Origin of the sequence: Azorhizobium doebereinerae UFLA1-100 (genome assembly GCF_000473085.1) — a bacterium.
GTDB classification, from domain to species: Bacteria; Pseudomonadota; Alphaproteobacteria; order Rhizobiales; family Xanthobacteraceae; genus Azorhizobium; species Azorhizobium doebereinerae.
This window is the reverse complement of the sequence record NZ_KI421497.1, coordinates 60,762-78,972: the sequence shown is the minus strand read 5'-3', so window position 1 is coordinate 78,972 and position 18,211 is coordinate 60,762. Positions and strand designations below refer to the sequence as shown.

The 18,211-nt window shown below is 71.9% G+C and carries 18 protein-coding genes; 5 read left to right on the top strand and 13 right to left on the bottom strand.

Features of this window, described 5'->3' with window-relative positions; all coding sequences use genetic code 11:
• Positions 1-4 precede the first annotated feature (4 nt).
• From YU1_RS0126660 to ftsE, 4 genes are all read right to left on the bottom strand, one after another.
• Positions 5-769, bottom strand: coding sequence for a lysophospholipid acyltransferase family protein (locus tag YU1_RS0126660; RefSeq protein WP_029006618.1), 765 nt, complete (start codon positions 767-769; stop codon positions 5-7).
• Positions 766-1,452 carry a YdcF family protein gene (locus YU1_RS31575; RefSeq protein WP_051357441.1) on the bottom strand — a complete coding sequence of 229 codons (687 nt, stop codon included), beginning with the start codon at positions 1,450-1,452 and terminating at the stop codon, positions 766-768. The genes YU1_RS0126660 and YU1_RS31575 overlap by 4 nt, the downstream gene beginning before the upstream one ends.
• 151 nt (positions 1,453-1,603) lie before the next feature.
• A complete protein-coding gene (locus YU1_RS0126650) occupies positions 1,604-2,587 on the bottom strand; it encodes a cell division protein FtsX (protein ID WP_245263469.1) in 984 nt (327 codons plus the stop codon).
• A complete protein-coding gene (gene ftsE / locus YU1_RS0126645; protein ID WP_029006616.1) occupies positions 2,574-3,233 on the bottom strand; it encodes a cell division ATP-binding protein FtsE in 660 nt (219 codons plus the stop codon). Before ftsE ends, YU1_RS0126650 begins: the two co-directional genes overlap by 14 nt.
• Before the next feature lie 170 nt (positions 3,234-3,403).
• Between ftsE and hpt the strand changes: the two genes are divergently transcribed.
• Both hpt and YU1_RS0126635 read left to right on the top strand, forming a co-directional pair.
• Positions 3,404-3,940: a hypoxanthine phosphoribosyltransferase gene (hpt, locus tag YU1_RS0126640; RefSeq protein ID WP_029006615.1), complete on the top strand. Its 537-nt coding sequence runs from the start codon at positions 3,404-3,406 to the stop codon at positions 3,938-3,940.
• 180 nt (positions 3,941-4,120) lie between these two features.
• Positions 4,121-5,860, top strand: a complete 1,740-nt coding sequence (locus YU1_RS0126635; RefSeq protein ID WP_156922522.1) for a hypothetical protein — start codon at positions 4,121-4,123, stop codon at positions 5,858-5,860.
• A 102-nt stretch (positions 5,861-5,962) separates the two neighbouring features.
• Here the strand turns inward: YU1_RS0126635 and YU1_RS0126630 are convergent, their stop codons facing one another.
• Positions 5,963-8,662: a TIGR02302 family protein gene (locus YU1_RS0126630; protein WP_029006613.1), complete on the bottom strand. Its 2,700-nt coding sequence runs from the start codon at positions 8,660-8,662 to the stop codon at positions 5,963-5,965.
• 519 nt (positions 8,663-9,181) lie between these two features.
• On the opposite strand from YU1_RS0126630, the gene YU1_RS0126620 reads away from it, so the two are divergent.
• Entirely contained in the window at positions 9,182-10,306 is a 1,125-nt protein-coding gene (locus tag YU1_RS0126620; RefSeq protein ID WP_029006612.1) for an FAD-dependent oxidoreductase, read from the top strand.
• A gap of 36 nt (positions 10,307-10,342) precedes the next feature.
• On the opposite strand, the gene YU1_RS0126615 is transcribed toward YU1_RS0126620, so the two are convergent.
• The 6 genes from YU1_RS0126615 to YU1_RS0126590 form a co-directional block, all read right to left on the bottom strand.
• Complete coding sequence (locus YU1_RS0126615) at positions 10,343-10,708, bottom strand: PRC-barrel domain-containing protein (protein ID WP_029006611.1); 366 nt, start codon at positions 10,706-10,708, stop codon at positions 10,343-10,345.
• 57 nt (positions 10,709-10,765) lie between these two features.
• A complete protein-coding gene (locus YU1_RS0126610) occupies positions 10,766-11,068 on the bottom strand; it encodes a PRC-barrel domain-containing protein (protein WP_029006610.1) in 303 nt (100 codons plus the stop codon).
• A gap of 111 nt (positions 11,069-11,179) precedes the next feature.
• Positions 11,180-11,545, bottom strand: coding sequence for a helix-turn-helix domain-containing protein (locus tag YU1_RS0126605; RefSeq protein ID WP_029006609.1), 366 nt, complete (start codon positions 11,543-11,545; stop codon positions 11,180-11,182).
• Positions 11,546-11,555: 10 nt separating this feature from the next.
• Positions 11,556-12,194: a Smr/MutS family protein gene (locus YU1_RS0126600; protein ID WP_029006608.1), complete on the bottom strand. Its 639-nt coding sequence runs from the start codon at positions 12,192-12,194 to the stop codon at positions 11,556-11,558.
• On the bottom strand, positions 12,191-13,378 hold the full coding sequence (mltA, locus tag YU1_RS31570) for a murein transglycosylase A (protein WP_035716853.1): 1,188 nt from the start codon (positions 13,376-13,378) through the stop codon (positions 12,191-12,193). Before mltA ends, YU1_RS0126600 begins: the two co-directional genes overlap by 4 nt.
• A 109-nt stretch (positions 13,379-13,487) precedes the next feature.
• Positions 13,488-14,207: a Tim44/TimA family putative adaptor protein gene (locus YU1_RS0126590; RefSeq protein WP_029006607.1), complete on the bottom strand. Its 720-nt coding sequence runs from the start codon at positions 14,205-14,207 to the stop codon at positions 13,488-13,490.
• A 308-nt stretch (positions 14,208-14,515) separates the two neighbouring features.
• On the opposite strand from YU1_RS0126590, the gene glk reads away from it, so the two are divergent.
• Positions 14,516-15,460, top strand: coding sequence for a glucokinase (gene glk / locus YU1_RS0126585; protein ID WP_029006606.1), 945 nt, complete (start codon positions 14,516-14,518; stop codon positions 15,458-15,460).
• Between the two features lie 2 nt (positions 15,461-15,462).
• Here the strand turns inward: glk and YU1_RS31565 are convergent, their stop codons facing one another.
• Entirely contained in the window at positions 15,463-16,329 is an 867-nt protein-coding gene (locus YU1_RS31565; protein WP_035716820.1) for a LysR substrate-binding domain-containing protein, read from the bottom strand.
• Positions 16,330-16,438: 109 nt separating this feature from the next.
• On the opposite strand from YU1_RS31565, the gene YU1_RS0126575 reads away from it, so the two are divergent.
• Positions 16,439-17,350, top strand: a complete 912-nt coding sequence (locus YU1_RS0126575) for a DMT family transporter (protein ID WP_051357439.1) — start codon at positions 16,439-16,441, stop codon at positions 17,348-17,350.
• A 13-nt stretch (positions 17,351-17,363) separates the two neighbouring features.
• Here YU1_RS0126575 and YU1_RS0126570 read toward each other — a convergent pair whose 3' ends face one another.
• Positions 17,364-18,131 carry an RluA family pseudouridine synthase gene (locus YU1_RS0126570; protein ID WP_029006604.1) on the bottom strand — a complete coding sequence of 256 codons (768 nt, stop codon included), beginning with the start codon at positions 18,129-18,131 and terminating at the stop codon, positions 17,364-17,366.
• Positions 18,132-18,211 lie beyond the last annotated feature (80 nt).

The following is an 18,211-nucleotide window of genomic DNA, read 5'->3' as shown; positions in this document are numbered from 1 at the left end:
ATAATTACGGAGCGGCGGGGACGGGGGCGGGCGCGTCCGGTCCCAGGTCCGCGCGGCCTTGCGCCAGCAGGCGGTCGCTGGCGGTCTCGATGTCGCTCTGGAGCCGGCTGAAGAACGCGTCCCGCGGCAGGCCGGGCGGGATCGGCGGCAGGATCTCCACCCGGATGGTGCCCGGCCGCCGGATCAGCGCGTTGCGCGGCCAATAGAGGCCGGAGTTCAGCGCGATGGGCAGGCAGGGCACGCCGAACGAGGTGTAGAGATGGGCGACGCCGAACTTGTAGGCGGGCGGCGCGCCGGGCGGGCGGCGCGTGCCCTCGGGGAAGATGATGATCTGGCGGCCGGTGGCGAGCTCGGCCCGCGCCCGCGCGGTCATGCTCTTCAGCGCGGCGGCGCGGGCGCCGCGATCGATGGGGATGACCCGACCCTTGGTCAGGTACCAGCCGAACAGCGGCAGCCACATCAATTCGCGCTTCAGGATGAAGGTGGCGTCGCTGAACAGCGGCAGCAAAGCGAGGGTCTCCCACGCCGACTGGTGCTTGGAGGCGATCAGCAGCGGGCCGGCGGGGATGTTCTCGCGCCCGACGACCTCCACCTTGGTGCCGACCACCACCCGCAGCAGGAAGCCGGTGATCCGCGCCCATGGCAGCACGATGCCGTGCCACATGGCCTGCCGCGATATGAACGGCAGAACCGGCAGGCACACCAGCATGTAGAGGATGGTGACGCTGTAGAACAGCAGCTGGAACAGCAGAGAACGCAGCAGGGTCACTCGGGCTTCCTGTCCGCCCCGTGAATCGATCCGGCCATGGATGCCTGCGCGCCCGGCGCGGGAGCGGGCGACGCCGCCGGCGCGGCCTTGGGCGCGACCGCCTGGGCGGGGCGGATCTTGGCCTGCGCCATCATGTACTTCAAATATTCCTTGAGGAGGAGCTTCACCGTCTGCGGGTCGGTCCACCACCGCGGCGCCTGCATCCGGTCCGTCACCACCGGATAGGGTTGCAGCTCCACTTCCGGCAGGGCGCGGCCCAGTTCCACCAGGGCGCGGGGCATGTGCCAGGCGGAGGTGACCACCACCAGCGAGCGGAAGTGCTGCGCCCGCGTCCATTCGGCCGCCTCGATGGCGTTGCCGAAGGTGTTCAGCGCCCGGTGGCCGAGATCGACGCAGCAATCCAGCAGGTGCTCGTTGTCCGGCAGGGTGCGGCGGATCTCGTCCGGCGAGGTGGTGCGGTTGACGCCGGTGATCAGCAGGCGCTGGCCGTGGCCGGAGGCCAGCAACTGGACGCCGTCGGAAATGCGCGAGGCCCCGCCCGTGAGCACGACGATGCCGTCGGACCGCTTGAGCTGCGCCGGCTCGCGCGGCGCGATGGCGGTGGTGAACACGACGAAGCCGCCCACGAACACCAGGGCGAGGCTGCCGAAGGCAAATGCCAGCACCACCGCCGCGCGGCGCACCCAGAAACCCGGTCCGCGCCGCGGCGCCCTGCCTGTCGACTGTTCGGGCCGGGTCGTGCCGGCCGTCTGGGTCACCGTCATGGCCGAAGGATGCCCGACAAATGCGGCAGACGCGAGGACTTCGGGGCAGCCGCGGGCGCGGCCCCGCGCCTCATGTGATGGTCCGCAGGGTGCGGTAGACGGTGATGCGCGAGGTCAGCGCCGTGACCAGCGCGATCACCACCACCGCGGCGACGATGCCGCCGAAGCCGAGCCAGCCGGGATCGAGCCAGGTGAGGATGCCGGGATTCTCCGGATCGGCCTCGAAGCCGAAGCGGGGCAGGCTCATGAGCGCGCCAAACAGCGCCGCCGCCGCCACCCCGCCCAGCACCCCGCCCTGGGTGCCGATCTTGAGGAAATGGCGCTGGAACTGGGCGGCGATGAAGCCGTCGCGGGCGCCGACGAAATGCAGCACCTCGACGATGGAGCGGTTGGTGGCCACCGCCGCGCGGGTGGCGAACACCACCGAGAGCACGGTGGCGGTGGCGACCAGCGCCAGCAGGCCGAAGCCGACATACATCACCCCCTCCGCCATGGCGCCGAGCCGCCGCGACCAGGTGCGGTGGTCGTCCAGCGCGGCGGTGGGGATGCGGTCGGTGAGGGTGCGGCGCAGCCGGGCGAGGTCGGCCGGGACCGATGGATCGAGCCGCAGCACCACGATGCGAGGCACCGGCAGGTCGGAATAGTCCAGCCCGGCGCCGAGCCAGGGCTCCAGCAGGCGGCTGGTCTCGGTGTCGGTGAGCACGTGGGCTTCGGCGATGCCCGGGGTCTGCCGGGCGAGGTCCACGGCGGTGCGCACCTGGGCGTCGGTCACCGCCTTGTCGCCGGCGCGGATCTGGATGGTCACCTCGCGGGTCACGTCGCTGCGCCAGGCGCCCGCCGTGGTGCGCACCGCCATGACCGAGCCGATGGTGAGCGCGGCGAGGAAGGTCATGATCGCCACCACCGCCACCAGGGCGCGGCCGGCCACCGTGGCGCGCGGCACGATGGGCGTGACCGGGGCGGCCTTCGGCTTCAGCTTCGCCGGGCGCGGCTTGTCCGGCGTGCCGGCCGGCGGCGGGGGGGCGGGGAGGGGGGGCGTCTCAGTCGTAGACATAGAGCCGTCCGTCCGCGATCACCAGGCGGCGGGCATCGAACTGGTCCATCAGCGCGATGTCGTGGGTGGCCAGCAGCACCGAGGTGCCGGAGCGGTTCAGCTCCACGAACAGGCGCAGCAGGCGGCGGGCCAGCGTCGGGTCCACATTGCCGGTGGGCTCGTCGGCGAGCAGGAATTCCGGCCGGCCGATCAGCGCGCGGGCGATGGCCGCGCGCTGCTTCTCGCCGCCCGAAAGCACCGGGGGCAGCACGTGCATGCGGTCGCCGAGCCCGACCCAGTGCAGCAGCTCCGTCACCTCGGCGCGGTAGCTTGCCTCCTCCTTGCCGAGCACGCGCAGCGGCAGGGCGACGTTCTCATAGGTGGTGAAATGGTCCAGCAGGCGGAAGTCCTGGAACACGATGCCGATGCGGCGGCGGATCACCGCCACCTCGTCGGGATCGAGCGAGGAGACGTCGCGCCCGAACATGGTGATGAGGCCGCGCGTCGGCTTCAGCGAGAGGAACAGCAGGCGCATCAGGGTGGTCTTGCCCGCGCCGGAGGGGCCGGTGAGGAACTGGAACGAGTTCGGCTCGATGCCGAAGGTCACGTCCTTCAGCACCTCCGGCCCCATGCCGTACCTCAGGCCCACATTCTCGAACCGGACCACGCCTTTCACCTTCCTCGAATCGCGACCGCCTTCGCGCGCCACCATAGAGCGGGAAGACGTCAGGGTGAATCCAGCGGAAGCCCGGCTTCCGCGGCGATTGGGGGCGCCCCGCCTGCGCGCCCTGGACGATCTCCCTCCGGCGCGGCATGCTCGGACACCACGGAGGAACCATGTCCTTACCACCCGTTAAAGTTCTGTTTGATGAGAACCGCATTGCCGCCCGGAATCGCGAATTGGCCAGCGAAATCGCCGGCGCGGGGCTGGAGAAGCTGCTTGTGGTCGCGGTCCTGAAGGGTTCGTTCATCTTCGCCGCCGACCTGCTGCGCGCCATGCACGCTTCCGGCATGGCGCCGGAAATGGAGTTCGTCCACCTCTCCAGCTACCGCGACGCGCAGGTGTCGTCCGGCCAGGTGGCGATCCTGCGCGACGTGGAGAGCGACGTGCGCGGCCGCGACGTGCTGCTGGTGGACGACATCCTCGAATCCGGCCGGACGCTCGCCTTCGCCAAGGATCTGCTGATGGCGCGCGGCGCCCGCCGGGTGCTGGTGGCCGTGCTGCTGGAGAAGCCCGGCAAGCGGGCGGTGCGCGTGGATGCCGACTATGTGGGCTTCGTCTGCCCGGACCTGTTCGTGGTCGGCTACGGCATGGACGTCGCCCATGCCTTCCGGCAATTGCCGTTCATCGGCCATATCGAGCAGTTGGGGTAGCAGCGCCGCGTCGCGCGTCCTGAAAGCCGGCCCGCGGGCCGGCTTTTTGCTGTCCGGTGCCGCTCGGCGGTCCGGTTGCATGCCTCGGAATGGATTGTTCCGGGTTGTATTGTTCTCTTTTTGTTCTATGCTGACTTCCAGCACATATGCCGAGGCGGGCGTTGGCCGGGGGGCTGGCTCATGTCGATGGAAAGCCATGTGATGTTTCGCGGCCCGCTGCCGTCCCGCGCGGCGGTGAACGGGGCGCTGAAGGAGCTGGGATTTCCCGTCGCCCTCGGCGGGCGGGGCGGGCTGGAGGGGCATCGCGGCCGGATGCCGGTGCGGCTGCGGCGCGCGGCCGCCGGGGTCGAGTTCGACGTGTTCGACGACCAGGAATTGCTGGCCCGGTTCGCCGGCGAGATCGATCCGGCCTTCGACCGCACCGCGAGCTTTCGCTGGGGCGGCGACACGGAGGAGATGCTCGCCGGCCTGTGCGCTGCCGCCGCCCTGGCGCATCTCCTGGGTGCGGCGGTGTTCGACGAGGCGGAGGATGCCCTGCTCGATGCCGACGGCGCCATCGCCGTGGCCCGCAAGAATCTGCAGGCGGCCGCGGCCGCTGCCGAGGCCGAGGCGGCCAAGGGGCGCCAGCCCGGCACGCGGCCGGCGGACCTCAAGCGCTATCTCGCTCCGCTGCTGGCCCTGCGGCCGGACCTGCGGCTGGTGGGCCGCTCGCTGGTCATCACGCCGGTGCGCCATCTGCTGCGCGGGGTGTTCTTCGACCGCACATCTGATCGCTATGCGTTTCGCATCGAGCGCCAAGTCCGGCCACTCTACCATCACCCCAATGGACCGATCGTGCGCAAGACACTGCACGATGGCCATTGGGCGGTCTGGGAGCCAGATTTCGTGCCGCTGCTGCTGGACCGCCTGGATGAGGAGGTATTCGCGCCGCTCGGTCCCATAACGTCCCTCGGCGCGTTCGCGCAGGACATCGCCGCCAGGTCCAGGATGCGCCGCTCCGAGTGGTCTCATGCCCTGTCGCCGGTGCGGGCCTTCCTCCTGGCCGGCGAACGGGCGCAGGCCGAGGCCTATGTGGAGGAACTGGAGCAGACGCAGCCGGCGACCGCCCGCGAACAGCGGTCATATCTGTCGCGGCCGATTGGAGAGTTGTGCGCCGAGCTGCACGCCCTGGAGGCTGCGGCGGCGGCAGAACTGAAGCTGGGAGAGGATTGGCTGCCGACGCCGTTTCCCGTCGAGCTGCCGCAGGAGGCGCCGGCGCGGCGGAACGCGTTGACCCGCGATCCCGAGTTCGCGCGCCAGCCCTGGCCGGAACCGCCTCGGTCCCTTTTCCAACCCTTGCCCGATGTGCCCGGCGAGGAGCGGTTCGCGAGCCGGTGGCTGCGTGTTGCCGACGGACCGAAGCTGGTCGGTCCGCTGTCGCGGGCGGAGGCCGAGCGGCGCTACGACCGGCGGGAGCGGTTTTGTGTCGCCTACCTTGTGCCGGAAACGGACACCCGCCTGCTGGTCAGCTATTGGGGCCGCGATCCGGGCGATCCCAGTCCCGTCATGAACCCCGAGCATGTTCCCGGCCGGCGCCTCGGCTTGTTTGTGCAGACGGCGCGCTGGACCCTGCATGTCTCGTTCAACGAAGCTTTGGGCAGCGGGGAGACGGTCGATTTTACCACTGTATCGGTCATGGACCGGGCGGAGGACTGCCGCGTGTGGGAATCGTCCTTCGTGGTGAAAAAGGCGGATTGCTCGGTCCATGATTTTCGCGACGGGCGCCAATACCGGACCTGGACCGCGAGCGACGCGGACCTGGCGGCGCTCACGGCGCCGCTGCCCGGCTTCGGCGACCATGACGGGCTGCTGGCGCGAACCGCCGCCTATCTGGAGAAGACCGGCTTCGGCGTCATCCCCGACCTGCGGGCCGACGCCTGACGGGCCGCATCGCGCATGGCGGCCGGCGCCTCGACCGGGGCCACACAGAGCCATCGGGAGAGCGGCCGGAGCGCATGTCCGGAGCGCGTTGTCCGAGGTCCCTCAGAAATTGCGCAGCAGGCGCTCGATATAGTCCAGCTCCTGCTGCGGCCGCTCGTTCTGCTCCAGGCGGCGGCGCAGTTCCTCCAGCACCTGGCGGGCGCGCTGGGCGTCCACCTCGTCCGGCACCTTCACCGAGAAATCGTCGCCATAGTCCTGGGTGCGCATGGGCCGGCCCAGCGGGTCGGTGCGCTGCGCGCTCTCGCCGGACGGGCCGCCGGGGCCGGGACCGTTGGGATCGCCCTGCTGGCCGTCGGCGAGCGCCTGCGCGCCCTGGCGCAGCGCCTGGAGCGCCCGGCCCTGGGCATCGAGCGCGCCCTGGCCGTTGCCCTCGCCCAGCGCGCCCTCGGCGTCGCGCATGGCCTGCTCGGCCCGGCCGAAGGCGTCGCCCGCGCGCCCGGCGGAATCGCCGCCGGGTTCGCCCTGGCCGTTCTGGCCCTGTCCCTGCTGCCCTTGCTGGCCCTGGCCGCGTCCCTGCTGCTGCTGGCGGAACTGCTCCAGCATCTGGCCGAGGCGCCGGCGCAGCTCCTGCTGGCCCTGCTGGAGTTCGCCGAAGCCGGTGTCGCCCTCCTGGCCGTCCTGGCCCTCGCCCGGCTGTCCCTGCTGGCCTTGCCCTTGCTGACCTTGCCCGCGCTGGCCCTGCTGTCCACGCTGGCCCTGTTGCCCCTGCTGTCCGCGCTGCCCGGGGCGGCCCTGCTGGTAGGTGCGGTCGCGCAGGCGCTGCTGCTCCTGGATCATGTTGCCCAGTTCGCTCTGGCCCTGCTGCCCCTGCTGGCCGGCCTGGCGGTTGCCCGGCTTCATGCCGTCCATCATGGCCTGCAATTCGTCCAGCAGCTGCTTGGCGGCGTCGCGCGAGCCGCTGCGGGCGAGGTTCTCGATGCGGTCCACCATGCGCTGGAGGTCCTGCGGGCGGATCACGCGGGTGTTCTGGTCGAGCGGGCGGGCGTCCTTGCCGCCGTCGCGCTGCGCCTGCTCGGCCATCTGGCGCATCATCTTGTCCATGGCCTGGCGCAGGTCCTGGGCGAGGCGCTTGATCTCCTCATCACTGGCGCCGCGCTCCAGCGCCTCGCGCAGAGCCTCCTGGGCGGCCTTCAGCTCGCGCTCGGCGGCGCTGAGCGTGCCGTCCTCGATCAGGACCGCGACCTCCCACAGATAGTCCACGACGCCGCGCAGGTCGTCGTCCGAGCGGGCGTTCTTCAGCCGGTAATAGGCCGTGCGCAGGCCGAGATACTCGCTGGAGGGGATGGCGAACTGGGCGGGCGCCAGGGTCAGGGCGGCGAGCACCGCCTCGACCCGGCCGCGGGCCGCGCCGTCGAGCGCGAGGCGGCGCCGTTCCTCGATCAGCGCCCGCGCCACCGGCTTGGAGAAGGTCCGGGCCGGCAGGCGCGCCACGCGGGTGTCACTGACGCCCTCGTTGCCGGCCTCGTCCTTGGCCTTCAGCGTCACCGCCACGCGGGCGCCGGCCCAGGGATGGGTCATCAGGTCCTTGGTGGTCTGCGCCGTGCCGCCGCGGCTGCTGCCCTGCGGCAGCGACAGGGCGAAGTCCGGCGCCGGCACCAGCGGCCGGCCGGCCACCGGCGCGGGCGAGCCGGGGCGGGGAAACAGGCCGCGTTCCGGCGCCAGCGGGGCGAAGGTGGCCTGGGCCTCCTTGACGCCATAGTCGTCCTCGACGCGATAGGTCAGCACCAGCGTGTTGCGCGCGCCCGGCTGCGGATCCTTGGTGAAGGCGATGCTGGGCTTGCCGTCCGGCACCGCGCCGATGCGCCAGGTGGCGCTGCGCTGGTCGGGACCGACGAAGCTCACGCCGCCGGGGCCGGCGATGGTGAAGCGCCGCTCGCCCGCGGCGGCGTCGGCCTTCTGCGCCGGGGCGGGCGCGCCGGCGTCTCCGGCGGCCGGCTCGGCCGGCTTCACCTCTTCCAGGCCCCCGTCCACCTTCAGGCCGGCAAGGCCGGTGCCCGCCGCGCGCACCACCAGCACGCTGCCGGCGGGAACCGAGACGGCGGCGGCCTGCGCCGTGGTGGCATCCTCCGAGCGCAGGCCCGGCAGCACCAGCGGCGGGCGGCCGGTATAGGCCGGCGGGTCGATCCAGGCATCGACGCGATAGGTCTGCGGCACCACGGCGCCGCGCCAGTCGAAGGCGGTGCGGATGCGGCTCCAATGGTCGCCCGGCGACAGGAAGAAGCCGGCGACGACGGCGAGCAGCGCCAGCGCCCGCAGCGCGCGCGGGTCGCGCGCGGCGAGGCGCGGGGCGGGCAGGCCGGCGCGCAGGGCGCGCGCGGCGGCAAGGGTGCGGGCCACATGGGCGCGCCAGAGGGCGGCGCCGATGGGATCGTCCGGCTTGGTGGCGAGCGTATCGCCCATGGCGGTGGCGGGACGGTGGGCGAGGCCGCTGGCCTGGTCGAGCCGCGCCAGCGCCTCGGCGCGCGAGGGCAGGCGCACGTGCAGCGCCGGCCACAAAGCGGCGAGGCCGAGGGCCAGGAACAGGACGATGCCGATGATGCGCCCGAGCGGCGGCAGGATGAGCCAGAGCCCGGCCCAGGACACCACGAGGAACAGGGCGAGGGCGACGCCGAAGGTGACGAGGGCGGGCCACGCCCGCTCCCACAGGATGACATGGCGCGCGCGCCGCAGGGCGCGCTCAAGCGCCTGGGCGGCCTGGCCTTCCACGCTGCGTGGCCTGTTCCCTTCCGGTGTCGCGGTCACGGACCCTCCGCTCGACACAGCCCGTCCAAAGAAGGGAGCTTAGCACGGGAGGGCCGTCCCGCCAGCGCGGGCGGGGCCGCCGGCGGTCACAAGGCTGTTGGGCCGCGCCCGGCCGGCGCGGCCCGGCACCGTCGGGAGGTCGCGTCCCCGGTCATTCACGCCCTGGAAGGACGGGATGCACCGGAACGGGCAGAGACGAGCGCCAGCGCTCAAGGCGGGTATTCCGGCGGGCTGTTCAGGGTGGGATGGGGCCCGCGACGCCGATGTCCTTGCGAGGGGCGGTAGCGCCGCTCGCGTGCGTCACTTCCGCCATTGGTCGGGACCTTAATTGTATCGCGCCGTCGATCGCTGTAACGTCGAACCGTCGCGAAAATGACGGCCCGTCCCAAGCCGTCGAATGCATCCTGGCCCAGCGTTTAGCGCGGTCAGGCCAGCGTCTCCCAGCCAATCGCCTGACGAGTCAGGCCTTCGCCGCCGTCAGCGTCTTTGCGCGCCGCGGCTGACGACAGGAGCGCGTCCATGCCTTTCCCCCTCACAATCATCGGCGCCGGGCTCGGCGGCCTCACCCTCGCCCGTGTTCTGCATCTCCGCGGCATCCCGGCGACGATCTACGAAGCCGAAGTCTCCGCCAGCACCAGAACACAGGGCGGGCTGCTCGATATCCACGCGCACAACGGCCAGATCGCGCTTAAGGCCGCCGGGCTTTTCGAGACCTTCCTCGACCGTGTTCGCACCGGTGAAGATGCCAAACGCATCGTCGAGAAGGATGGGACAATTCTGTTCGACAAGCCGGGGAGCCACAGAAATGATCGCCCGGAGATCGACCGTGGCGATCTTCGCCAGATGCTGATCGATTCCCTTCCGCCTCAAACGATCAAATGGGGTCACAAGGTCACCGGCATCGAGCCGCGCGGCGACGGACGGCACCGGATCAGTTTCGCCAACGGCTCCACGGCGGTGACTGACCTGGTGGTGGGCGCTGACGGCGCCTGGTCGAAGGTGCGCCCGCTGCTGTCGGACGCGACGCCGGCCTACACGGGCACTTCGTTTGTCGAAACCACGGTGCTGGAGGGCGCCACGCGCCTGAAGGCCAGCGCCGACGCGATTGGCGAGGGCACCTTGATGGCCGTGGCTCCGGGCCAGGGCATTCTTGCTCATCGTTACGCGGACGGCACGCTTCGCACCTACGCTGCCCTGAACCGGCCATGGGATTGGTTCGTGGCCCTGGATTTCAGCGACGCGGGAACCGGTCTTGCCCAGGTCGCCGAACAGTTCGCGGGTTGGGCGCTGCCACTCACCGCTCTCATCACGGCAAGCGACACGAGCCCAATTCTTCGGCCCATCTTCGCGCTTCCGGTCGGCCATCGCTGGAACCGCGCCCTCGGCCTGACCCTGGTCGGCGATGCGGCGCATCTGATGTCCCCCTTTGCGGGGGAGGGGGCGAACCTCGCCTTGCTCGACGGCGCCGAGCTCGCCGAGGCGATCATCGCCAATCCCGATGATATCGATGCCGCGCTCGCCAGATATGAGAACAGGCTGTTTCCTCGAAGCGCCGACGTCGCCGCCGAGACCGCCCGCAACCACGCGCGGTTCTTCGGCGTCGATGCTCCTCACAGCGTGGTGGCTCTCTTCAACCACCCTTGAGCCGTCGGTTCGCCGAGCCCGCCGGCCCCGTGAATGCTACATGCCCCAGTAATAGGGCGCGTGGTAGTAATCATGCAGGCGGGTTTCATAGTCGCGGTCCCAGCGCGGCCGGTCCTCGGCGCCGTAATGCGGCGCGCCCTTGAGCTGGTCGCGCGACAGGTCGACCACATAGCCGCCCTGGCCGACGTCATAGTCGAGCGTGGACCAGGGCAGGGGGTGATAGCTCTCCCCGAGACCGAGGAAGCCGCCGAACGACATCACCGCATAGGCCACCTTGCCCGAGCGCTTGTCGATCATCACGTCGTGGATGGCGCCGATCTTCTCGCCGGCGCGATTGTAGACGCTGGTGCCGGCGACCTTGTCCCCGGCGATGAGGCTGTGGGTTTCTTCGATCACGTCCATGGGATTCTCCTCTGGTGTCGTGCGCCCGGCGCGCTCCGGGCCAATTTGGACCTGCCGTCAGATGGCGGCGGCGTAGGGGGAGAAGGCCGGCGCGCCGTCCGGCTGGCGCAGCGGCACGCCGAGCACGTAGCCGCCCTGGCGGGTGTCGTACTTGAGGCTGACCCAGGGCACCTGCCGCTCGTCGCCGCCGAGCCCCAGCACGCTGCCGAAGGTCACGATCGCCCCGGTGATGACGCCGCTGCGCTTGTCGATGAGCACGTCGCCCACCATCCCGAGATGATTGCCCTCGGTGTCGTAGACGTCGGTGTTCTTCACCTTCCCGATGGAGATGAGCGAGGTGGTTTCATCGCGATGTTCCATGGCGGTTCTCCCGTTGCGGCGCCGGTCGTGCGGCGCCGTCTCCAGGAAGGAACGCCCGGAGCAAACCGGGGTTCCGCGCGGCCTGGCGTAAGGGAGTACCCGAAGGGGCGGTCAGGCCCGCTTGCGCAGGATCTTCAGGCGCCCGAGCAGCTCGGCCACCGCCTCCGGCGGCAGGTGGGCGATCTCGACCGCCAGCAGGTTGGCCAGTTCCGTGGCCTCGGGCGACAGGCCGGCGGTGTCCACGGTGACGCGCGGATGGGAGACCTCGGCGAGGCGCTGGAGGTCCTCCGCCTCGTCCCAGATCACGTTGAAATAGGCGATGATGCGCTGGACCATGGCCCAGGTGGGCTTGCCGCGCTTGCCGTTTTCCAGCGCCGACAGATAGGTCGGCGACACGCCGATGGCCACCGCCATGTCGGACAAGGTGGCGCCGCGCGCCGCGCGCAATTCCCGCACCCGGCGGCCGAACGGGGTCAAGGCCTTGTCCTCATGGCCGCGCCCGCCGGCGGCGGATGCGCACATAGAGCGCGCCGTCCCCGCCATGGTGCCGCGCGGCATTCTCGAAGCCCACCACATAGGCGCGCAGGGTGTGGTCGGTCAGCCATTGCGGCACGATCCGCCGCAGCACGCCCCGGCCGCCGTCGAGCCCGCCGCCGAAGGCCTCCTCGCGGCCGCCCTTGCCGGTGATGACGAGGACGAGGCTGTGCCCGGCCGCCTGCGCCTCGACCATGAACAGGTGCAGCCGGTGGTGGGCGGCGGCCTGGGTGAGGCCGTGCAGGTCGAGCCGGGCATCCACGTCGGCGCCGCGGTTGAGCTTGCGCCGCACCTTGGGCTCCAGCTTCGCCAGCGGCGGCGGGGCGGGTACCGGCGGCACCAGGGGCTTGCGGGCGGCGGGCTTGGGTGCGGCGGTTTTGGGCGGGCCCGGCTTGGCCGAGATGGATTTCGGTGCGGGCCTGGCCGGATCGTCCTCGGGCAGCAGGGCGTCCGGCGGCACCGGCTCCGGCGCCTTGGGCGGCGGCAGGGCCAGCGTGCGGGCCGGGCGCAGGGGGGCGACGGAGCGCGCCACATGCTCCCAGAGATGGCGCTCGTCCTCGCGCAGGTGGCGGCGCCGGCCCTTGCGGGTCATGGCGTGCCCCCCGCGAGGCGCGGCACCAGGAGGAAGAAGGCGCCGGGGTCGCGGATGCGCCCGGCGATCCGTCCCGCCTCCGGGCCGGCGCCGAAGAACAAATCGGCGCGGGCGGGGCCGACGATGGCCGAGCCGGTGTCCTGCGCGATCATCAGCCGCTGGAACGGCGTCTCCGGCGCGGCCGAGCGGATCGGCAGGCGGGCGCTGATGAAGACCGGCGTGCCGTAGCCGTGCAGCGCCCGGTCGATGGCGATGGAGCGGCCCGGCGTCAGCCCCACGCCCTGGGCGCCCAGCGCGCCTTCGTCGGCGCCGAGCGGCACCGCCTTGAAGAAGACGTAGGAGGGGTTCTCGCGGCGCAGCGCCCGGCCGGCGGCCGGGTCGGCCTCCATGAAAGCGCGGATGCGGTCCATGGACATCTCGCTGCGCGGCACGAGGCCGCGCTCGATCAGCAGCCGGCCCACCGGCACGTAGCCCTGCCCGTTGTGGCCGTCGTAATTCAGCCGCATCACCCGCCCGTCGGGCAGGCGGACGCGGGCGGAGCCCTGGATCTGCATGAAGAACAGGTCGATGGGGTCCTTCAGCCAGCAGATCTCCAGCCCCCGGCCGGCCAGCGCGCCGTCCTCGATGGCGGCGCGGTCCCAATAGGGCACGCGCCGGCCGTCCTCCAGCCGGAACACCGGGCCCTTGTTGCTGGGGGCGGCGGCATCGCCGGGGATCAGGTCGGGCGGGCGGGCATAGACCGGCACGCCATAGCCGGCGCCGGGCGCCAGCGCGCCCTCCACCTCGGGCTCGTAATAACCGGTGAGGAAGCCCTGCGGGCCGGTGTCGGGCCGGATGGCGTAGGGGCGGAAATTGGCTTCGAAGAACAGCCGGGCCACATCGGACGACGGCGCGGCGGTGCCGAGCGCCCGCGCCGCGCGGCAGGCCTGGCGCAAGCCGGGCAGCAGGCGCGGGTTGGAGGCGGGGCCGACCTCGGCCGGCGCCGTCTCGATGGCGCGGCAGGAGGTCAGGAAGGTCGAGAAGGCGGCGGCGGCATCGTCCGCGGCCCAGCCGGGCAGGTCGCCGAAGCCCACCGGGCTGAGCGTCGCCCCGGCGATCTCCGGCGCGGCGACCGGATGCAAGGCTTCGGCGGAGGAAGCCTTGGCGGCGGAGGGTGCGACAGCGGGGCGCGGAGCGTCGGGCATGGCTGCTGCGGCGGCGCCGATCAAGGCGAGGCCCGCCCCGAGGATCGCCGCCGCGACTGCGCGGCGGCCGGGCCACCGCCCCGTTCTGGCCGGCGCCCGCATGGCCGGGCTACTGCGCGGCTTCGGTCGCCACGAGCTTCCAATTGGGGTCGCGGGAGCCGAGTTCGCGCGCGAAGGTCCACACGTCGGTCACGTCGGCCACGGTGTCGGGGCTGCCGTCCACCACCTCGCCGTCGCGGCCGCGGGTGACCGAGATGAGCTGCGAGACGAATCGCAGGGTGAGCTGCGCGGTGCGCCCACGCACGCTGGCTTCCACCAGCTCGGCCTTCTCGATGGCAACGAAGCGCGATTCCATGGTCTCGCCGCGCGCCTCGCGCTCGCCGATGGCCGAGACGAAGCCGTCGTAGACGTCCTTGGAGAGCAGGTCCTTCAGCATCTTGCGGTCGCCGGAGGCGAAGGCCAGCACGATCATCTCATAGGCGGACTTGGCGCCGGTGATGAAATGCTTGGCGTCGAAGTCGCGCTCGGCGGCGGCGATCTGGTCGAGGGCGGCGGCCAGCGGCGAGCCCTCCTCGGCCACGCCCTGCCAGCGGAAGCCACCGGGCAGCGGCGGCGCGGCCGGCGTCGGGGCGGCCGGATTGGGCGCCACGTCGGGCGCGCGCTCTGGCAGGTTCACCACGTTGTCCTGCGCCGGCGGACGCGCCGCGTCGCGGGAGAAGGGGTCGTAGGGCGGGCGTTCGCGCCCCGTCCGCTGGCCGAGCACGCTGCGCAGCCGCACGAAGATGAACACGGCCAGAGCCAGAAAAATAATCGTATAGATATCGAGCACTGCGCTTCGCCATGCTGCCGGTGACCGAGGCGGGAGGCCGCGAAAACCGGGTGTTGTCCCTTGCCGGGGAGCCTGCGCGCCGCTGCCGGACGGCACGTGCCTCGCCATTCTCCCCTTTATGTACGCCGCTTCGGGGTAAGCGCCAGTCCCCTGGACACATCCCTTGTCGGACCCTCACCTTACGGGACCATCCGCGCCGACGCCACTGGGCGGTATCACGAGCCGCCGGACCCCATGGCGGTTTTGGGCGTTTGGATCACGGACCCTCAGCTTGTAGGGTCCCCGTCCCGCGTTACCGGAGACCCTCCATGGCTTCCACGGTCCTGCTCGCCGACATCGGCGGCACCTCCACCCGCATCGCCCGCGCCGGGGCCGACGGCCGGCCGTTCGACGTGCGGGTCGAGGCCAATGACGGCCACGCCACGCTGGAGGAGCTGTTCACCGCTTATTTCGAAGCGACCGGCGGCGCGCGGCCGGAGGCCGGCGTGTTCGCGGTGGCCGGGCCGGTGGACGGCGACGCGGTGAAGCTGACCAACCGGGCCTGGAGCTTCTCGCGGCCGGAGCTGGCCCGCACGCTGGGGCTCGCCAGGCTGCAGGTGTTCAACGATTTCGTGGCGCTGGCCCATGGCGTGCCGACGCTCGGCCGCGCCGATCTGCTCCAGGTGGGCGCCGGCAAGGCGGTGCCGGGCGCGCCCATCCTGGTCTGCGGTCCCGGCACCGGCCTCGGCACGGCGCAACTGCTGCCGCATGGCGACACGTTCGAGGTGATGCCGAGCGAGGGCGGGCACGTGCGCTTCGGCGCGGTGATGGCGGACGAGGCGCGCATCCTCGCCCACATGGTGCGTGACCTCGGCTCGGTGAGCGTGGAGCGGGTGCTGTCCGGCTCCGGCCTGGTGCGGCTGCACGAGATCCTCGCCGGGGAGGCGCTGACCTCGCAGGCCATCATCCGCGCCGCCCTCGTGGCCGACGGCCCGGAGCGGGAGACCTGCCACGTCTTCCTGCGCATCCTCGGGCGCATCCTCGGCGACTATGCCCTGCTCTTCGATGCGCGGGGCGGGGTCTATATTCCCGGCGGCGTCGCGGCGGCGATGGCGCATTTGTTCGCCGAATCGCCCTTCCGCGCCGCCTTCGAGGACCATGAGCCGTTCGCGGCGCGGCTTGCCGGCGTGCCGACCCATGTGGTGGTGCATCCCACCCCCGGCCTTGCCGGCACCGCCGCCATCGGCCGCCGCCTGCTGGCATCCATGGCCTGATTTCACGCCGCCCGCGCGGCCAGCGCGCCGGGCGCGGCGCAGAACTCTGCCACCACGGCGGCCAGGGCCTCGGCGGCGGGGCCGGCGCCGTCGCGCACGCACAGCGCCAGCTCGGAGGCGGCGATGACCGGCAGGCCGTCGGCGGCGGCCAGCACCCGGTGCGCCGGCTGCACCGCGCGGCGCTCCAGCAGGGCGATGCCGAGCCCGCTCTCCACCGCCGTCTGGATGCCGACGAGGTTGGGGCATTCATAGGCGATGCGCCAGGTGCGGCCCGCCCGCTCCAAGGCGTCCACGGCGCGGTTGCGGTAGAGGCAGCCCTGCGGGAAGGCCACCAGCGGCACCGGGTCGCGCGGCACGCCGGCCCCGGCGCCGCCGACCCAGACCAGATGCTCGGCCCAGGCGGCGCGCGCGCCGGCGCGGCCGGGCTCGCGCTTCAGCAGCACCACGTCGAGATCGCCTTTCTTCAGGTCGGCCTCCAGGTCGAGGCTGAGGCCGCAGCGCACGGCGAGGCGCACGTCCTGATGGGCGGCGGCGAAGGCCGCCACCACGCGGGTCAGCGCGGCGACCGCGATGTCGTCGGGCATGCCGAGCCGCAGCACCACCGCCGGCGCCTCGGCGGCGAGCGCGGCCTTGGCCTCCGCCGACAGCGCCAGGATGCGGCGGGCATAGCCGAGCAGGCGCTCGCCATCCTCGGTCAGGCGCACCTGCCGGCCGGCGCGGGCGAACAGGGCGCGCCCCGCCGCCAGCTCCAGCCGGCGGATCTGCTGGCTGACGGTGGATTGCGTGCGGTGGACGCGTTCGCCGGCGCGGGTGAAGCCGCCCGCATCCACCACGCTGACGAAGGCATGCAACAGGTCGAGGTCGAGCATGGCCGGGGCTCCGGGCATTCCATTTGGATTTCCACTATTAGGCATGAAAACATCGAATTTCTCAATTCGATCCGCCTGTGGCTTGGTGGCCCCCGAGGAGACGCCAAAGATGTCCACCGCCAAGCTGACCACCACCCCCGCCGCCACGGCGCAGCCGTTCGGCACCACGCCGCTGCTGATCGCCTTGTTCTGCGTGCTGTGGAGCTCGGCCTTCGCCGCCGGCAAGGTGGCGCTGGTGGACTGCCCGCCGCTGCTGCTGCTGACCCTGCGCTTCCTGTTCGCCGGCGGCCTGATCCTTGGCGCCTGCGCGCTCACCGGCGCGCTGAAGCGGCTGAGCGGGCGGGACTGGGCCTCGCTCATCCTCGCCGGCATCCTCAACAATGCGGTCTATCTGGGCCTGAGCTTCACCGGCATGACCATGGTGTCCTCCGGCTTCACCGCGGTGATCATCTCGGCCAATCCGCTGCTCACCGCGCTGGTGGCCGGGCCGGTGCTGGGCGAGCGGCTCACCTTGCGCAAGCTGGGCGGCCTGCTGCTGGGCATGGCCGGCGTCGCCATCGTGCTGCGCTCGCGCCTCGCCGGCGGCCACGAGGGGCTGACGGGCACGCTGTTCATCCTCGGCGCGCTGGTCGCCCTCACCAGCGGCACACTGGTCTACAAGCGGCTGCGCACGTCGTCCGGCCTGTGGCAGGCGAGCGGCATCCAGTGCCTGGCGGGCGGCATCGCCTTGCTGCCGGTGGCGCTGGCGACCGAGAGCGTCTCCGCCATCCATGTGACGCAGCCCTTCCTGTGGGCCTTCGCCTATCTGGTGGTGGGGGTCTCGGTGGGCGGCTACAGCCTGTGGTACTTCATCCTCGGCCGCTCCACCGCCACCGAGGCCACCGCGCTGCACTTCCTGATGCCGCCGCTCGGCCTGTTCTTCGGCTGGGCGCTGCTGGGCGAGCATGTGCCGCCGCTGGATTTCCTCGGCGTCGCGCCGATCGCCGCCGGCATCTGGCTGGTGACGCGCGAGCGGCGGTAGCGCGCGATAAAGGTCAGTCGAAGGCGGTGTCGGCGGCGGCTTCCAGCGCCGCCGGGTCGAGCCCCAGCGCAGTGAGCGTCTCGGCCATGTGCGGCGGCAGGGGCGCGCGGGCGTCCAGCGGCGGGCCGTTCTTGGCCACCGGCAGCACCACGCGGCGCGAATGCAGGTGCAGCATCGGCCCGCCCGGCAGGCGCGAGGCGCCGCCATAGATGGCGTCGCCCAGGATCGGGAAGCCGAGATGGGAGAGGTGGGCGCGCAGCTGGTGGGTGCGCCCGGTCACCGGCGAGAGCGCCATCACCGCCAGCCCGTCCACGCGGGCCAGCACCCGCCAGTCGGTGATCGCCTCCAGCCCGCCGGGGGTACCCTTGGGCACCGCCTGCATCCACCAGCCGCGATGCGGCGAGCGCTTGGCCAGCGGCTGGTCGATGCGCCCCGCATCCTCCGCCGGCGCGCCCTTGGTCACCGCCACATAGGTCTTGTCCACCTTGCCCTCGGCGAACAGCCGGTTGAGCAGCGCCAGCGCCTTGGCATGGCGGCCCAGCACCAGGCAGCCGGAGGTGTCCTTGTCGAGCCGGTGCGCCAGCTCCGGCGCGCGCGGCAGGCCGAAGCGCAGGCCGGGCAAATGGTCGTGCAGCGTCTCCCCGCCCTTGGGGCCGGGATGCACCGGCAGGCCGGCGGGCTTGTCCAGCACCAGCACCATGCCGTCGCGATGGAGGAGGCGCGCGGCCAGCGGCGAGGGCGTGTCGCCGCCAGGGGCAGGGGAAGGGGAAGCTGAAGACATGGCGCAACCGGGGTGAGGACGGGGCGGACGGCATCCAGATAGCATGCCGGCCGGGCTTTCGCCGCCCCGGACGGCGCGGG

Excerpts from the sequence above, each read along its gene's own strand:
- YU1_RS31565 (WP_035716820.1), bottom strand. The coding sequence starts at position 16,329 with ATGCTCGACCTCGACCTGTTGCATGCCTTCGTCAGCGTGGTGGATGCG.
- mltA (WP_035716853.1), bottom strand. The coding sequence starts at position 13,378 with ATGCCCGACGCTCCGCGCCCCGCTGTCGCACCCTCCGCCGCCAAGGCT.
- YU1_RS0126615 (WP_029006611.1), bottom strand. The coding sequence starts at position 10,708 with ATGGACGTGATCGAAGAAACCCACAGCCTCATCGCCGGGGACAAGGTC.
- YU1_RS0126575 (WP_051357439.1), top strand. The coding sequence starts at position 16,439 with ATGTCCACCGCCAAGCTGACCACCACCCCCGCCGCCACGGCGCAGCCG.
- YU1_RS0126610 (WP_029006610.1), bottom strand. The coding sequence starts at position 11,068 with ATGGAACATCGCGATGAAACCACCTCGCTCATCTCCATCGGGAAGGTG.
- YU1_RS0126635 (WP_156922522.1), top strand. The coding sequence starts at position 4,121 with ATGTCGATGGAAAGCCATGTGATGTTTCGCGGCCCGCTGCCGTCCCGC.
- YU1_RS0126650 (WP_245263469.1), bottom strand. The coding sequence starts at position 2,587 with ATGTCTACGACTGAGACGCCCCCCCTCCCCGCCCCCCCGCCGCCGGCC.
- YU1_RS0126600 (WP_029006608.1), bottom strand. The coding sequence starts at position 12,194 with ATGACCCGCAAGGGCCGGCGCCGCCACCTGCGCGAGGACGAGCGCCAT.
- YU1_RS0126570 (WP_029006604.1), bottom strand. The coding sequence starts at position 18,131 with ATGTCTTCAGCTTCCCCTTCCCCTGCCCCTGGCGGCGACACGCCCTCG.
- YU1_RS0126620 (WP_029006612.1), top strand. The coding sequence starts at position 9,182 with ATGCCTTTCCCCCTCACAATCATCGGCGCCGGGCTCGGCGGCCTCACC.
- hpt (WP_029006615.1), top strand. The coding sequence starts at position 3,404 with ATGTCCTTACCACCCGTTAAAGTTCTGTTTGATGAGAACCGCATTGCC.
- glk (WP_029006606.1), top strand. The coding sequence starts at position 14,516 with ATGGCTTCCACGGTCCTGCTCGCCGACATCGGCGGCACCTCCACCCGC.